At 72.8% G+C, this 15333-nt stretch carries 13 protein-coding genes; 3 read left to right on the forward strand and 10 right to left on the reverse strand.

Features of this window, described 5'->3' with window-relative positions:
• Positions 1-48: 48 nt before the first annotated feature.
• Complete coding sequence (locus ACQPW6_RS04165; RefSeq protein ID WP_433888158.1) at positions 49-1302, forward strand: MFS transporter; 1254 nt, start codon at positions 49-51, stop codon at positions 1300-1302.
• Here ACQPW6_RS04165 and ACQPW6_RS04170 read toward each other — a convergent pair.
• Positions 1223-2572 (reverse strand): uracil-xanthine permease family protein, encoded by a 1350-nt coding sequence (locus ACQPW6_RS04170; RefSeq protein WP_433888159.1) that lies wholly within the window; start codon positions 2570-2572, stop codon positions 1223-1225. The two genes, ACQPW6_RS04165 and ACQPW6_RS04170, sit on opposite strands and share 80 nt — an antisense overlap.
• Before the next feature lie 322 nt (positions 2573-2894).
• Positions 2895-3737 (reverse strand): helix-turn-helix transcriptional regulator, encoded by an 843-nt coding sequence (locus tag ACQPW6_RS04175; protein WP_433888160.1) that lies wholly within the window; start codon positions 3735-3737, stop codon positions 2895-2897.
• A gap of 139 nt (positions 3738-3876) precedes the next feature.
• Between ACQPW6_RS04175 and ACQPW6_RS04180 the strand changes: the two genes are divergently transcribed.
• Complete coding sequence (locus ACQPW6_RS04180) at positions 3877-4566, forward strand: DUF5995 family protein (protein WP_433888161.1); 690 nt, start codon at positions 3877-3879, stop codon at positions 4564-4566.
• A 22-nt stretch (positions 4567-4588) separates the two neighbouring features.
• Here ACQPW6_RS04180 and ACQPW6_RS04185 read toward each other — a convergent pair whose 3' ends face one another.
• From ACQPW6_RS04185 to rpe, 8 genes are all read right to left on the reverse strand, one after another.
• Positions 4589-6304 carry a flavin monoamine oxidase family protein gene (locus ACQPW6_RS04185; RefSeq protein WP_433888162.1) on the reverse strand — a complete coding sequence of 572 codons (1716 nt, stop codon included), beginning with the start codon at positions 6302-6304 and terminating at the stop codon, positions 4589-4591.
• A gap of 42 nt (positions 6305-6346) precedes the next feature.
• Positions 6347-7150 (reverse strand): carbon-nitrogen hydrolase family protein, encoded by an 804-nt coding sequence (locus ACQPW6_RS04190; RefSeq protein ID WP_433888163.1) that lies wholly within the window; start codon positions 7148-7150, stop codon positions 6347-6349.
• A 369-nt stretch (positions 7151-7519) separates the two neighbouring features.
• The gene (locus ACQPW6_RS04195) at positions 7520-8506 is read right to left on the reverse strand and encodes a PRC and DUF2382 domain-containing protein (protein ID WP_433888164.1); all 987 of its coding nucleotides are present in this window, start codon (positions 8504-8506) and stop codon (positions 7520-7522) included.
• 140 nt (positions 8507-8646) lie between these two features.
• Positions 8647-9105: an Lrp/AsnC family transcriptional regulator gene (locus tag ACQPW6_RS04200; RefSeq protein WP_433888165.1), complete on the reverse strand. Its 459-nt coding sequence runs from the start codon at positions 9103-9105 to the stop codon at positions 8647-8649.
• 79 nt (positions 9106-9184) lie between these two features.
• Positions 9185-10633, reverse strand: coding sequence for a GuaB1 family IMP dehydrogenase-related protein (locus ACQPW6_RS04205; protein ID WP_433888166.1), 1449 nt, complete (start codon positions 10631-10633; stop codon positions 9185-9187).
• Positions 10634-10678: 45 nt separating this feature from the next.
• Positions 10679-11044, reverse strand: a complete 366-nt coding sequence (locus ACQPW6_RS04210) for a barstar family protein (protein ID WP_433888167.1) — start codon at positions 11042-11044, stop codon at positions 10679-10681.
• Between the two features lie 145 nt (positions 11045-11189).
• Positions 11190-12203, reverse strand: coding sequence for a sugar-binding transcriptional regulator (locus ACQPW6_RS04215; RefSeq protein ID WP_433888168.1), 1014 nt, complete (start codon positions 12201-12203; stop codon positions 11190-11192).
• A gap of 150 nt (positions 12204-12353) precedes the next feature.
• The gene (rpe, locus tag ACQPW6_RS04220; RefSeq protein WP_433888169.1) at positions 12354-13022 is read right to left on the reverse strand and encodes a ribulose-phosphate 3-epimerase; all 669 of its coding nucleotides are present in this window, start codon (positions 13020-13022) and stop codon (positions 12354-12356) included.
• A gap of 146 nt (positions 13023-13168) precedes the next feature.
• On the opposite strand from rpe, the gene ACQPW6_RS04225 reads away from it, so the two are divergent.
• Positions 13169-15322, forward strand: coding sequence for an MMPL family transporter (locus ACQPW6_RS04225; RefSeq protein WP_433888170.1), 2154 nt, complete (start codon positions 13169-13171; stop codon positions 15320-15322).
• Positions 15323-15333 lie beyond the last annotated feature (11 nt).

A 15333-nucleotide genomic window follows, 5' to 3' on the forward strand; every position in this document is an offset into this window, starting at 1 on the left:
CGGTAATTGACTTATCTTTCAGGCAGCCTTCCTGATAATTTACCGCACATGACGTCCCCAGCCGCCGACCGGCCGGCAGCCCCCTCGATCCGCCGGGCCCATGTGTCCATCGCGATCGCCTTCGCCCTGCACGGCGCCGCCAGCGGCACCTTCGCCAGCCGGATCCCGTGGATCAAGGACCACATCGGGCTGAGCGCCGCCGCGCTCGGCCTGGCGCTGGTGTGCCCGGCGCTCGGCTCCTCGCTCACGATGCCGCTGGCCGGCCGGCTGATGCACCGGTTCGGCTCGCGGACCGCGCTGCGCATCCTGCTGGGCCTGTGGTGCGCGGTGCTGTCGCTGCCGGCCCTGGCGCCCGGGCTGCCGTGGCTGTGCCTGGCGCTGCTGCTGTTCGGTGCCAGCGCCGGCATGGCCGACGTGGTGATGAACGCGATGGGCGTGGAGGTCGAGGGGCGCAAGGGCAAGTCGATCATGTCCGGGCTGCACGGCATGTGGAGCGTCGGGACGCTGATCGGGGCCGCGATCGGCGTGCCGGCCGCGCATGTGGGGCTCGACGGGCGGGTGCATCTGGGCGTGATGGCCGCGGTCCTGGTCATCAGCAGCTACTTCGTGTGCGCGGGCGTGCCCGACGTGCACCCGGAGGCCGACGAGGAGGCGCCGCCGCGGTTCACGCTGCCGCCGCGCGCCGCGCTGGTGATCGGCGCGGTCGGCTTCTGCGGGGTCTTCGCCGAGGGCGGCTCGTCCGACTGGTGCGCGGTCTACCTGCGGGACGTGGCCAACGCCTCGCCGGGCGTGGCGGCGCTCGCGTACACCGCCTTCGCCTGCACGATGGCCACGGCCCGGCTGTTCGGCGACATCGCGGTGCGGCGGCTCGGCGCGGTGCGCACGGTACGCAGCGGCGGGGTGGTCGCCGCGGTCGGCGGCACGCTGGTGGTGGCCTCGCACTCCCAGGTGCCCGCCATCATCGGCTTCGCCCTGGTGGGCATCGGCATATCCGTGGTGGTGCCGCTGTGCTTCGCGGCGGCCGGCCGCCGCGGTCCGGTGCCGAGCCAGGCCATCGCGGGCGTCGCCACCGTCACGTACACCTCGGGGCTCGTGGCGCCGGCCGCGATCGGCGGCATCGCCGGGGCCTCCTCGCTGACCGTCTCGTTCATCCTCGTGACGGTGCTGACGCTGGGCCTGGTGGCGGGCGCGGGCGTGCTGCGGCCGCCGGCCGAGCTGCCGGTCAGCTCTCTGGGTTCTCCGCGTCCCGCAGATGCGGCTGCGCCACCAGCCGCAGCCCGTGATAGCCGGCCAGCACGATGATCGTGCCGAGCGCGATCCCGCTGAGCGAGAAGGAGTGGGTGATCTTCAGCGTCACCCCGCCGATGCCGATGACCACACCGGCGGCGATCGGCACCAGGTTCAGCGGGTTGCCGAGGTCGACCCCGTTCTGCACCCAGATCTTCGCGCCGAGCAGGCCGATCATGCCGTAGAGGATCACCGTGATCCCGCCGAGCACCCCGCCGGGGACGGCGGCCACCACCGCGCCGAACTTCGGGCACAGGCCGAACAGGATCGCGAAGCCGGCCGCCGCCCAGTACGCGGCGGTCGAGTACACCCGGGTCGCCGCCATCACGCCGATGTTCTCGGCGTAGGTGGTGGTCGGCGGGCCGCCGAACGCGGTGGCGAAGACGGTCGCGGCGCCGTCGGCGGCGATGGCGGTGCCCATCCGGTCGTCCAGCGGCTCACCGGTCATCTCGCCGACCGCCTTGACGTGCCCGGCGTTCTCCGCGATCAGGGCGATCACCACCGGCAGCGCGACCAGCACCGCGGAGCCGCTGAACGAGGGCGCGTGCACGCTCGGCAGCCCCACCCAGTCGGCCCGGCCGACCCCGCTGAGGTCCAGCCGCCAGTGGTCGGTGACCTTGCCGGTGGCCGCGTCGACCGAGTGGATCCGGCCGGACAGCCGGTCCAGCAGCCAGGACAGCGCGTAGCCGAAAATCAGCCCGAGGAAGATCGCGATCCGGCCCCAGAAGCCGCGCAGCCCCACCAGCGCGAAGCCGGTGAACAGCACGGTCAGCAGCGCCGTCCACTGGTCCTGCGGCCAGTAGGTGCCGGCCGCCACCGGCGCCAGGTTGAAGCCGATCAGCATCACCACCGCGCCGGTGACCGCGGGCGGCAGCACCGCGTGGATCACTCGCGCGCCCAGCGCCCGTACCGCCAGGCCGCAGCCGAGCAGCACCGCGCCGACCACCAGCAGCGCCCCGGTCAGGGTGGCGCTGTCGCCGCCGTCGGCGCGGATCACCGCGGCCACCCCGACGAAGGACAGGCTGCTGCCCAGATAGCTGGGGATCCGGCCGCCGGTGACCAGCAGGAAGAAGACGGTCGCGACGCCGGACATCAGCACCGCGAGGTTCGGGTCCAGGCCCATCAGCACCGGCGCGACGAAGGTGGCGCCGAACATCGCCACCACGTGCTGCGCGCCGAGGCCCAGGGTGCGCCCCCAGCTGAGCCGCTCGTCCGGTCTGACCACCGCGCCCGGCGCCGGACCCGTGCCGTCGCCGTGCAGCTTCCACACCGGACCCGGACCCATGGACGTGCTCCTCGACCTCGCCGTGTGTGACGGCAGCACGGTAGTGGGGCGGCGGGCGAAAACCGGGGATGACGGCGCAGGGGGGAGGAGGTCCGGCGGACGCGCACGGGGGAATCGCGCCCACCGGACCGTGCCACCACGTTAGCGGCCACTCACGCAGTGTCGGGAGATCACACGGTCAATTCATGGCGCGGGAATACGCCATGGCATGCCCGCGCCGTCATCTTCCGTACAGACGACGTCAGTTACCGGACAACTTCTGTCCTGGCGCGGCCGGGCCGCCCATCAGGCGCGATACCGCGGCGCCCGGCCGGCCGCACGATCAGCCGGCTCCGAGGTTCTGCAGGCCCACCACGCGCAGGAGTTGAAGCCGCTCGTAGGACTCGGAGCCGGGGCGGGCGGTGTGCATGACCAGCCGCTGGTCATGCCCGGCACCGAGCATCACCTCGCAGTCCAGCACCAGTTCACCCACCACGGGGTGCTGGAAGCGCCGGACCTCCGGGCGCCGCGCCGCTGCCGGCCGCTCCTCCCAGAGCCGGGCGAACAGCGGGCTGGCGGCGGCCAGTTCCCGCACCAGCGCGGCGGGGCGCGGATCGCCGGGGCGGGCGGCGAGCACCGCGCGGAGGTCGGCCACATGGGTGCGGGCCAGCGCCTCCCGGTCCTCGGGCAGGAACAGCGCACCGGCCTCGGGGTCGGTGAACAGCCGCCTGAAGGCGTTGCGCAGCGCGGGCGGGCGGGCGGCCATGTCGCCGTGCAGCGCGGCGGCCATGGCGTTCTGCGCGAGGACGTCGCCGATGTCGTTCACCACCTGCGCGGGCGTGTCGTGCAGCCGGTCCAGGACCAGCAGCAGGCCGGGGCGGACGTGGCCGCCGCCGTGGCTCTCGCGCGGCGGCTCCTCGCCGGCCAGGTGGAACAGGTGGTCCCGCTCGTCCGAGGTCATCCGCAGGCCACGGGCCAGGGCGGCGAGCATCTGCCGGGACGGGCGGGGACTGCGGGCCTGCTCGAGCCGGGTGTAGTAGTCCGCCGACATCCCGGCGAGCCGGGCGACCTCCTCCCGGCGCAGCCCCGGTGTGCGCCGCCTGGCCCCCTCGGCGAGCCCCACGTCGGCGGGGCTCAGCCGCATACGGCAGCGGCGCAGGAAGTCGGCGAGCTCTGGTCCGTTCACGCCGTCCAGCATGCGGCCGATCGGCGCGGCTATCCAGGCGGTGCCACTCCCCGGATCGGCGCTGCTCCGTTCGGGTGACAGCCGGGCGTGTCGGCCGGTCCCGCCCCGGCCGGGACCGCCCCGGGAGGACGCTGGGCGGATGGACGAGGGGATCGGGCGCGAACCGGCCAGCGTGGGCGATGTGGTCGGCGTGATGCGCGCGATGGAGGCGCAACTGCCGGCGGCGGACGGGATCGCGGTCTTCAACCGGGTGTACCTGTCGGTCACCGAGGAGATCGAACGGCGGCTGGCCGCGGCCGAGTTCGGCGATCTGGCGGCGGCCACCGAGCTGTCCGTACGGTTCGCCGGGCGCTACCTCGCGGCCATCGCCGACGACCGGGCGGGCCGCCGTCCGCCGGCCTGCTGGCGTCCGCTGCTGCGGATGCGCGGCCGGTCCGGCGTCCACCCGCTGCAATTCGCCTTGGCCGGGATCAACGCCCACATCGGCCATGACCTCGCCCTGGCCGTGGTGGACACCTGCCGGGCGACCGGACGCGAACTGCCCGCCCTCAAAGCCGACTTCGACCGGGTCGGCGAGGTCCTGACACTGATCGAGGAGCGGGTGCGGGAGGAGCTGATGCCCGGTCCCGACCTGCTGGACCGGGCCGATCCGCTGACCCACCTGGTCGGCTCGTGGAGTCTTGACCGGGCCAGGGACGCGGCCTGGGCGGCGGCCCGGCTGCTGTGGGCGCTGCGGGACATCGAGGACGCCTACGAGGAGTGCGTGGGCCGGCTCGACGCGGCGGTCGGCCTGATCGGGCGGTTCCTGCTCACCCCGCTGGACCGCTGAGAGAGGCCCACGGGACCGGCCGTCAGTCCTCCGGCAGCAGCACCGGCGCGATCCGCGGATAGACGTCCCCCGGACCGGGGTTGAGCGGGTCGGTGCCGCCGCCGAGGTGGTGCATGACCCCCCACACGGCGTTGAGCGCGGTCTGCACCGCGCCCTCGGCCCAGCCCGCCGTCCAGGACACGTCGTCGCCGGCGAGGAAGACCCCGCGCTGGTGCGGCGGCAGCCCGTCCTGCATGAAGTGCGTGAACAGCCGCCGCTGGTAGCGGTAGTGGCCGGGCAGGTTGGCCTTGAACGCGCCCATGAAGTACGGCTCGTTCTCCCAGGAGACGGTGACCGGGTTGCCGGTGATGTGCCGGCGGATGTCCACCCCCGGATAGATCTCGCCGAGCGAGCTGAGCATCACCTCCATCCGCTCGTGCGCGGTCAGCGGCAGCCACTTCAGGCTGTCGTCGGCCCAGGTGTACGACAGGCAGATCGCGGCCGGCCGGCCGGGGCCCTCGTCGAGCAGGTAGGTGCCGCGGGTCATCCGGTCGGTGAGCGTCATCGACATCGTGTCCCGGCCGGTGCGCGGGTCCTCATCCAGCCAGAACGGCCGGTCCACCGGCACGAACAGCTTGCTCGACTCCATGTAGTGGGTGCGCTCGATCGCCGTCCAGTGGTCGATCGGGAACAGCGCCTCGTCGCAGGCGATCTTGGACAGCAGCATCCAGCTCTGCGCGGTGAAGACCGCGGCCCGGTACGTGCGGATGTCGCCGGTGGAGTCGGTGACCGTGGTCCGGTTGCCCGCCGTGCGGTGCAGCCCGGTGACCGCCGGGCGCGGGGCGCCGCCGTGCAGCGAGCGGAGCGAGGTGCCCGGCGGCCAGTGCACGGTCTTGTCCGGCGCGCGGTCCCACAGCCGCAGCGGGAGCTGCTGGGCACCGCCGACGATGCCGCGGTGGTCGTCGTCCGCGCCGGTGTAGACCACCCGCAGGATCTCCAGGATGGAGTTGGGGAAGTCGGTGTCCCAGCCGCCGGTGCCGAAGCCGACCTGGCCGAATATCTCCCGGTGCCGGAACGAGGCGAAGGCCGGCGAGTCGCAGAGGAACCCGTAGAAGGTCTGGTTGTCCAGCCGGGCCACCAGCTCCGACCAGATCGAGCGGATCGCGGGGACGTCCCGCTCGCGCAGCGCGCGCTGCATCGCGGCGAAGTCGGCGCCCTCCTCCAGGCAGGCGTTCCAGGCGTCCATCACCTGATGGAAGACCTCGGGCAGCTGGTCGACCGAAGTGGCGTAGTGCGAGCGGCCCTTGAGATCGACCACGGTGGACGGGGTGCAGGGCGCGAGCGGGTTGGGGAACGGCCTGGTGGCAAGTCCCGCCAGGTCCACGTAGTGCTGGAAGGCGGTGGACGACGGCGGGAAGCGCATCGCGCCCAACTCGGCGGTCAGCGGCTGCTGTCCGTCGCGCGCGGTGCTGCCGTCGAAGGTGTGGGTACGCAGCCGGCCGCCGATCTGGTCGGCCTCGTAGACCACCGGCCGCAGGCCCATCTTCATCAGCTCGTACGCGGTGACGATCCCGGACAGGCCGCCGCCGATGACCGCGACCTCGGTGCCGTACTCGGCGGGCGGCACCGAACCCAGGCCCGCGGGGTGCGCGAGGAAGTCGTCGTAGGCGTAGGGGAAGTCGGGGCCGAACATGGTCAGCGGCGGCTGTACCGGCTCCTGCTCCTGCTCCTCGTGGGCGGCGGTGGGGACGGACGTCATGGGGCGGTTCTCTCTCCTGCGTCGGGCGGCCTGCGGCCGAGGTCAGCCCAGCGAGCGGTACAACTCGGGGCGGCGGTCGGCCAGATAGGGCGTCTCGGCCCGCGCGGCATCGATCAGCGCGGGGTCGGCGTCGGCGACCAGCAGCTCGTCGCCGGCCCCGGCTCTGGCCCTGACCACCCCGTCGGGGCCGGCCAGGCAGCTCAGGCCGGCGAAGTCGAACTCGCCTTCCGGACCGCGGCGGTTGGCGTAGGCGAGGTGCAGCCCGTTCTCGTACGCGCGGGCGGGCACCAGGACCTGCGGCACGAACTCGTACGGCCGCATCAACGCCGTCGGCACGACCAGGAGCTGGGTGCCGGCCAGCGCGTGCGCCCGTACGGTCTCGGGGAACTCGATGTCGTAGCAGACCAGCAGGCCGATCCGGATCCCGTCCAGGTCGGCCTGGACGACGGGCTCCGCGCCCGCGGTGAAGGCTGCCTTCTCGAAGTCGCCGAACAGATGCGTCTTGCGGTAGTCGGCGAGCACGCCGCCGTCGGGGCCGACCAGCCGGACGGCGTTGAAGACCGCCTCGCCGTCCCGCTCGGGGTAGCCGTAGGCGATGCCGATCCGGTGCCGGGCGGCGATCCCGGCGATCCGCCGGGCGGACGGCCCGCCGGCGGCCTCCGCGAGCGCGGACATCCGGTCGCCGACCGCATAGCCGGTCAGGAACAGCTCGGCCGTCACCAGCAGCCGCGCGCCCGCTGCGGCGGCCCGGCCGGCCGCTGCCTCCAGCGCCGCCACGCTCTCGCCGGCATCGGCCGGCACGCCGCCGGGGCCTTGCAGCAGCGCGATGCGCAGGGGCGGCGTCATGGCACCTCTTCCAGCAGGTCAGGGGGTACCGCGGGAGTGCGCGGGGGTCACCTACGACGCTACGTTCGGCCGAGCGGCGGCGGAAGGCCGGAACCTTGCGGCCCAGTGCGCGATCCGTTGCGTTCTGCGGCCCGGAAGCGGCGATTCGTTGCGTGGCGGCGTCGCCGGGCGGGCGAAGGGGCCGCGAACGGCCCCGGCCGGTCACCCCTTGGCGGGGGGACCGGCCGGGGCCGTGGAGGGGCGTCGTGGCGGACGCCGGAAGGGACGGATGGACGGGTGACGGGGCCGGCGGGGCGCCGGCGGTCACCATGTCGTCCTGGTCACCGGGCCGGCGGGTTCACCGGCTCACCAGGTCACCGGCTCACCAGGTCACCGGGTGCGGTCGTCGCGGCCGGGAGGCGTGGTGTCGGGACCCGTCATCTCGGTCTCGATGTGCTCCTTGCGGACCCGGCCGTGCACGGTCTGCTGCTCGGTGTGCTCGTCCACGTACATCCGGACCCGCTCCTTGGCCACCACCTCGGTGTCCACGACCGGCTTCTCCTCGTGCAGCACCACGGTCTGCTCGGCCTCGTTGATCTCCGCGCCGGCCCTGCGCGCGTCCGCGCCGGTGATCGGCTCGCGCTCCAGCCTGACCTCCTCGTGCCTGACCGGGACGGTCTGCTCGACCTCCTCGATCTCCACGTACTTGTGCAGCCTGGCCTGGCCGGTCGCCTGCCGCTCGACGTGGACCCGCATCTCCTCCTCGGAGCGGGTCATCATCTCCTCGGACTTCCCGCCGGCGTCCGCCGACAGCCGCTCGGGAGCGCCCTTGGGGCCGGCCGCGAAGTCGGCGGCGCCGGTGCCGGCGCCCGCCTCGCTGCCCGCCATGCCCGCGGCGGCCTTGTCGGTGCGCGGCGGGCTCTTCTCGGCCTGGTTCCCGCGCGCGGCCACGCCGGCCGCTCCCGCGACCCCCGCGACCTCGGCGCCGTCCTGGCCGGACTTGCCGGACCTGCCGCCGGAGTCGGCCTGCTGCTCGTCGGTGCCCGCCTTCGTGCCGCGGGTCTCGATGCCGTAGTAGCGGTACAGGTGGCCCTCCTCCTCCAGGGAGAGGTGGCCGCCGGAGTCCACGTCCACGCTCGGCGCGCCCTTGATCTTCTCCTTGTCGTACGGGACCTCGAGGTGGTCCTGGACGAGTCGGGCGGCACGCGTCGGAACGAATGTCTCGTTGCTGCCGAAGAAGCCGGTCTTCACGGTCACCCATTCAGGGGCGCCGGTGGCGTCGTCGAGGTACATGTGCTGGGCTTCGCCGATCTTCTTCCCCTGCGCATCGTGAACCGGATGACCCACGACCTGAGGTATCTGCTCGCGCGTGATCATGTCGCCTCCTACGGGCTGCGGGGCCACTCTGGCCACCAATAGTCGTTTTGCCGTAGAAAGACGCCTAAAACATGATGCGAGACGTTAAGTCCTTTTTAGCCGAGAATGGCGATATACCATGAATTGCCGGTAGCGGCATCTCAGCCAGGGCTTCCGGAACCGAAGCGGCGCAGCAGCGGCGACAGGATCAGCACCGACTTCGTACGGGTGACGAACGGCTCCCCCGCGATCCGTTCGAGCACCTGCTCGAAGTGCCGCACATCGGCCGCGAACACCTGCACCACCGCGTCCGCCTCCCCGGTGACCGTCGAGGCGGCGGCCACCTCCGGATAGCGGGCCAGGCCGCGCCGGATGTCCGACGGCGAGGTGTTGTGCCGGCAGTACAGCTCCACCAGAGCCTCGGTCTGCCAGCCGAGCGCGGCCGGGTCCACCCGTACGGTGAACCCGGTGATCGCGCCGGCCGCGAGCAGCCGGTCCACCCGGCGCTTCACGGCGGGGGCGGACAGGCCGACCTCGGCGCCGACGTCGGCATAGGAGCGGCGGGCGTCCTCGGCAAGGGCGTGCACGATGCGTTCGTCGAGATCGTTGAGCTGCTTCACACGCGCAGGATAGGCACAGACCGGCCGGCAGACGGGCCGGCCCCGGCGCGGCGCGTCCGCCGGGCCCGGCCCGCCCCGATCAGTTCCAGCTCGCGTGCAGCGGCTTGCCCTCCGCGTAGCCGGCCGCGCTCTGCACGCCGACCACCGACCTCTCCTCGAACTCCGCCAGCGAGCCCGCGCCCGCGTACGTGCAGGCGCTGCGCACACCGGTGATGATCGCGTCGATCAGGTCCTCCACCCCGGGCCGGGCCGGGTCGAGGAACATCCTGGACGTGGAGATGCCCTCCTCGAACAGCGCCTTGCGGGCCCGGTCGTACGCCGACTCCTCGCTGGTGCGGTTGCGCACCGCGCGGGCCGAGGCCATCCCGAAGGACTCCTTGTACAGCCGGCCGTCGGCGGCCTGCTGGAGGTCGCCGGGCGACTCGTGGGTGCCGGCGAACCACGAGCCGATCATCACGTTGGACGCGCCCGCCGCCAGCGCCATCGCCACGTCGCGCGGGTGCCGCACGCCGCCGTCGGCCCACACGTGCTTGCCGTACTTGCGCGCCTCGGCGGCGCACTCCAGCACCGCGGAGAACTGCGGGCGCCCGACGCCGGTCATCATCCGGGTGGTGCACATCGCGCCGGGCCCGACCCCGACCTTGACGATGTCGGCACCGGCCTCCACCAGGTCGCGTACGCCCTCGGCGGCCACCACGTTGCCGGCCACCACCGGCACCTCGGGGCCGAGGCCGCGCACCGCGCGGACCGCGGCGAGCATCGACTCCTGGTGGCCGTGCGCGGTGTCCACCACCAATGTGTCCACGCCGGCGTCGAGCAGCTGCTTGGCCTTGCCCGCCACATCGCCGTTGATGCCCACCGCGGCGGCGATCCGCAGCCGGCCGGCCGCGTCGACCGCGGGCTCGTAGAGGGTGGCGCGCAGCGCGGCCTTACGGGTCAGGATGCCGGCCAGCAGGCCGTCCGCGTCCACGGCCGGGGCGAGCCTGCGGTGCGCGTCCGCCAGCCGGTTGAAGGCATCCCGCGGGTCGAGCGCCGCGTCGAGCAGCAGCAGGTCGCGGGACATCACCTCGGACAGCTGGGTGAAGCGGTCGACGCCGGTCAGGTCGGCCTCGGTGACCACGCCGACCGGCCGGCCGTCCTCGACCACCACGCCGGCCCCGTGCGCCCGCTTGGGCAGCAGCGACAGCGCGTCGGCGACGGTCTGGCCGGGTGCCAGGGTGATCGGGGTGTCAAGCACCAGGTGGCGCCGCTTGACGTACCGGACCACGTCGGCGACCACGTCGATCGGGATGTCCTGCGGGATGACGACCAGGCCGCCGCGGCGGGCGACCGTCTCGGCCATCCGGCGGCCGGCGATGGCCGTCATGTTGGCCACCACGAGGGGGATGGTGGTGCCCGTCCCGTCAGGGGACCTGAGGTCCACACCCTGCCGGGAACCGACCGCGCTGCGGCTCGGCACCATGAAAACGTCGTCGTACGTCAGGTCGTACGGAGGCTGAACATCATTGAGGAAACGCACGTACTTCATATTTGCATGCGGAAGGGGTCACTGCCTACGGACGAACGTCCCGGCTCATCCCGTGCCGCTTGTGCCATCCTCCAACACCGGCTCCTCCAGGATCACGGTCAGCTCGCTGTCCGTGCCCCACCAGAAGGTCTCGGCGTCCCGGGCGACCTCCTTCACGATCCGCCACTCGCGCGGCCTGGCCGCCGCGTAGCCGTGCCAGCCGCGGATCACCAGCCGGCGGCCGGCCGGGCCGGGCGGCCACCAGGACAGGTCGGTCAGGCAGTCCGCGAGCGCGTCCCAGTTGCGGCCGAACCAGTCGGGCAGCCGCAGGTGGGCCACGCAGGCGTCCATGAACGCCTGCCGGTCGCTGACCCCGGTCAGGTCGAGCACGGCCTGCGTGGCGCCGCCGTCGGGTGCCGGGGTCCCCGTCATCGCAGTTCCGCCTGATCGGTCCGGGAATGGTCGTCACCGCCGATGCTGGCACACGTGATCATCGGTGGCGCGGCGCCGCGCGCCGGGGCGCGCCGGGTGGACCTGTACGGACCTGTACTGACCCGTTCGGTGGTGGGAACGGGGGCTACTCGCCGTCCGGGTCGCGGCGGTCGAGGGCCGGACGCGGGGCGTGGCCGCCGGCCGACAGCAGCCGGTCCGCGGCCGCGGTGTCGGTGACCAGGCTGGTGACCAGGCCGGACCGCAGCACCGCGTCGATCGCTTCGGCCTTGCGGGTGCCGCCGGCGATGGCCAGCACCTCGGGGATCCGGCGCAGCCGGTCCGCCTCGATGGTGATGCAGCGCTCGCCGAGGTCACGGCCGACCAGCCGGCCCTCCGCGTCGAACAGGTGCGAGGACATCTCGGCGGCCACCCCGAGGCCCGCGTAATGCTCGCGCTCGGCGTCGGTGAGCATGTCGTGCACGGTGGAGATGCCGGCCGCCCAGGAGCCGATCGAAACCACCGCGACCGTCACCTTGTCGAAGTAGCCCATGGCCGCGGCGATGCCGCCCTGCGCGCGCAGCGCGGCGGCGGTGGCCGGGTCGGCGAGCACCATCGGCGCGTACAGCGGGTGCGCCTCGCCGCCGGAGACCGCGGCGGCGGCCCGTACCGCCTCCACCGAGCCGCGTTCGGTGGTGCCGACGTCGTACACGCCGGTGAGCTGGACGACCGTGCAGGGCGCGAGGCGCTCCAGCGCGTTGGCCATCGTGCTGATCGAACGGCCCCAGGCCAGGCCCAGCACGTCGCCGTCACTGACCAGCTCGCCGAGCAGCCCGGCGGCGACCGCGCCCAGGTTCTCCGGGTCGGGCGCGTCGGCCTGGTCGGGCGGGGTCTGCACGACGACGGCGTGCCGCAGCCCGTAGCGGGCCCGCAGCGCGTCGGAGCGCTCGGCGTCGAGCTCGGCGGGCACCCGGATCTCGATCCGCACGAGGTCGCGCTCCAGCGCGGTCTCCAGCACCCGGGCCACCTTGAACCGGCTGACCCCGAACTCCTCGGCGATCTGGATCTTGGACTTGCCCTCCAGGTAGAAGCGCCGTGCCATCGCCGCCGCCTGGACCATCTCGCCGGGGCCCATGCGCACCTGTGTGCGGCCTGTGCTCACGTCAATGCTCCCCAGTCGATCATGTGTCCCGCTCCGCTAATACTCGCACTTTTTTCCACTCACTCGTCGTCCGCCGGAACAACACCCAGCAAAAGGCTTGCGCCTTGCGGTGCGGCTTCCTGCAGGGGGCTCGGGGCTGACGGGACGGGGCTATCGGGACGGGGCGGCGGCGGTCGCCTTCTCGCGGAGGGCGCGGACGGCCGCGGCGGGGTCGGCGGCGCCGTAGACCGCGGAGCCGGCCACGAAGACGTCCGCGCCGGCCTCGGCGCAGCGCTCGATCGTGTCGGCGGAGACTCCGCCGTCGATCTGCAGCCACAGCTGCAGCCCGTGCCGCTCGATCAGCGCCCGGGCGCGGCGGATCTTCGGCAGCATGATGTCCAGGAACGACTGCCCGCCGAAGCCCGGCTCGACGGTCATGATCAGCAGCATGTCGAGCTCCGGCAGCAGGTCCTCGTACGGCTCGACCGGCGTGGCCGGCTTGAGCGCCATCGACGCCCTGGCCCCCTTCGCCCGGATCTCGCGGGCCAGCCGGACCGGCGCCGCCGCCGCCTCCACGTGGAAGGTCACCGAACTCGCCCCGGCCTCCACGAAGGCCGGCGCCCAGCGGTCCGGATCCTCGATCATCAGGTGGCAGTCCAGCGGGGTGTCGGTCGCCCGGCGCAGCGACTCGACGACGGGAACGCCCAGCGTGAGGTTCGGTACGAAGTGGTTGTCCATGACATCCACATGGAGGCACTCCGCCCCCTCCACCGCCTTGGCCTCGTCGGCGAGCCGAGCGAAGTCGGCGGACAGGATGCTGGGGTAGATCTGCATGCTCATGCGCCCAGCAAACCAGATCCGGCGGGACGGCGGAGGGGGTGCGGGACAGTGTCAGAGGGATCTGGTTTGCTTGTCCTTGACCACCTCCGGGACAGCCGCGGAGGGCGGGGGACACCACGGCTTGAACGAACCTGGGGGATCGGGTCATGGCGGGCGGAGCTGGACGAATCGCGCACCTTGTGTGCGGCAGACGCAGCAAGTGGGTCATCCTCGGCCTGTGGGTCGTGGTGCTGATCGTGGCCGCGCCCCTGGCCGGCAAGCTCACCGACGCGGAGAAGAACGACTCGGCGCAGTGGCTGCCGAGCAAGGCGGAGTCGACCAAGGTCATCGACCTGCAGAACACCTTCCTGCCGGAGTCGGCGCCGGCCGTGCTGATCTACACCCGGCCCAGCGGGCTCACCCCGGCCGACGTGGCGAAGATCGGCCAGGACACCCAGGCCGTCCGGGGGATGACCGAGCACGGCATCACCGGCAGCCGCACCGTCGGCCCGGTGCTCGACCGCAAGCAGGCGCCGCGCGCCGCCCAGGTCATCGTGCCGATCGCCATCGACCCGGCCGGCTGGACGACGGTGTCGGACGCCGTCAAGCAGATCAGGGCGACCGCCGAGAAGGGCGCCGACGGGCTCCAGGTGCACATCACCGGGCCCGGCGGCTTCTCCGCGGACAACGCGGACGCCTTCGCGGGCATCGACGGCACCCTCCTCTACGCGGCGCTGGCCGTGGTCATAGTGATCCTGCTGATCACCTACCGGAGCATCAGCCTGCTGTTCCTGCCGGTGATCTCGGTGGTCGGCGCGCTGTTCAGCGCCGAGGCGGTGATCTACCTGCTGGCCAGGCACGGCGGCCTGGTGGTGAACGCGCAGAGCGCCGGCATCCTCACCGTGCTGGTGTTCGGCGCCGGCACGGACTACGCGCTGCTGCTGGTGGCCCGATATCGCGAGGAGTTGCGCAGCCACGAGGACCGGCACGAGGCGATGGCGCTGGCCCTGCACCGGGCCGGCCCCGCAATCATCGCCAGCGCGGCCACCGTGGCGGTCAGCATGCTGTGCCTGCTGGCGGCCGACATGAACTCCACCTCGGGGCTCGGCCCGGTCGCCGCGATCGGCGTGATCGTGGCGCTGCTCGCGATGGTCACGCTGTTCCCGGCGCTGCTGGTGATCTTCGGCCGCTGGGTGTTCTGGCCGGCGATCCCGCACGTCGGCAGCCCCGAGCCGACCAGGACCGGGGTGTGGTCGCGGATCGGCGACCGGGTCAGCCGCAAGCCCCGCGCGGTCTGGGTCACCACCGTGCTCGTCCTCGGCGGCCTGGCCTGCGGGCTGTTCGCACTCAACGCGCACGGCCTGAGCGCGGCCGACGGCTTCACCAACACCCCGGACTCGGTGGTCGGCCAGAAGGTGCAGGCCCGCTACTTCCCCGCGGGCGGCGGCCAGCCACTGGTGGTGGTCGCGCAGGCCGGCCAGGCGGACCAGGTGCGTACGGCGCTGGCGTCGATCAAGGGCGTGGTGCCCGCGTCAGTCGGCACGCCGCCAGGGGTGACCGCGCAGAAGAACGGCCGGGTCTACCTGGAGGCGACGCTCTCCGACCAGCCGGACAGCAAGGCCGCCAAGGACACCGTGGACCTGGCCCGCTCCACCCTGCACAAGATCCCGGACGCGCAGGCGAAGGTCGGTGGCGGCACGGCCGTCCAGATCGACGCGGAACGCGCCTCCGCGCGGGACAACAAACTGCTCATCCCGCTCATCCTGCTCGTCGTCCTGGTCATCCTCGGGCTGCTGCTGCGGGCGCTGGTGGCACCGCTGGTGCTGATCGCCACGGTGGTGCTGTCGTTCGCGGCGGCGCTGGGGGTGAGTTCGCTGGCCTTCCGGCACGTCTTCGGGTTCAGCGGTGAGGACACCGCCTTCCCGCTGTTCGTCTTCGTGTTCCTGGTCGCGCTCGGCATCGACTACAACATCTTCCTGATGACCAGGATCAGGGAGGAGACGGCGCGGCTGGGCACCCGCGAGGGCGTCCGCACCGGCCTCGCCGCGACCGGCGGCGTCATCACCTCGGCCGGGCTGGTACTGGCCGGCACCTTCGCCGTGCTCGGCACCCTGCCGGTGGTGGCCTTCGCCGAGATCGGCTTCGCCGTGGCGTTCGGCGTGCTGCTCGACACGTTCATCGTGCGGTCGGTGCTGGTCTCGGCGATCACCCTCGACCTGGGCCACCGCGTGTGGTGGCCGAGCCCGCTCGACACGCCGGGCAACCGGCCGCCGGAGGCGGACCGCGAGTCGGAGCGCGAGGTCTCGGCGGAGCGGCGGTAGGTGCGAACGCC

The organism is Streptomyces sp. CA-111067, from assembly GCF_050956065.1.
GTDB lineage: Bacteria > Actinomycetota > Actinomycetes > Streptomycetales > Streptomycetaceae > Actinacidiphila.

Coding starts and splice junctions, on each gene's coding strand:
- ACQPW6_RS04165 (WP_433888158.1), top strand. CDS start 49: ATGACGTCCCCAGCCGCCGACCGGCCGGCAGCCCCCTCGATCCGCCGG.
- ACQPW6_RS04170 (WP_433888159.1), bottom strand. CDS start 2,572: ATGGGTCCGGGTCCGGTGTGGAAGCTGCACGGCGACGGCACGGGTCCG.
- ACQPW6_RS04180 (WP_433888161.1), top strand. CDS start 3,877: ATGGACGAGGGGATCGGGCGCGAACCGGCCAGCGTGGGCGATGTGGTC.
- ACQPW6_RS04185 (WP_433888162.1), bottom strand. CDS start 6,304: ATGACGTCCGTCCCCACCGCCGCCCACGAGGAGCAGGAGCAGGAGCCG.
- ACQPW6_RS04190 (WP_433888163.1), bottom strand. CDS start 7,150: ATGACGCCGCCCCTGCGCATCGCGCTGCTGCAAGGCCCCGGCGGCGTG.
- ACQPW6_RS04195 (WP_433888164.1), bottom strand. CDS start 8,506: ATGATCACGCGCGAGCAGATACCTCAGGTCGTGGGTCATCCGGTTCAC.
- ACQPW6_RS04205 (WP_433888166.1), bottom strand. CDS start 10,633: ATGAAGTACGTGCGTTTCCTCAATGATGTTCAGCCTCCGTACGACCTG.
- ACQPW6_RS04210 (WP_433888167.1), bottom strand. CDS start 11,044: ATGACGGGGACCCCGGCACCCGACGGCGGCGCCACGCAGGCCGTGCTC.
- rpe (WP_433888169.1), bottom strand. CDS start 13,022: ATGAGCATGCAGATCTACCCCAGCATCCTGTCCGCCGACTTCGCTCGG.
- ACQPW6_RS04225 (WP_433888170.1), top strand. CDS start 13,169: ATGGCGGGCGGAGCTGGACGAATCGCGCACCTTGTGTGCGGCAGACGC.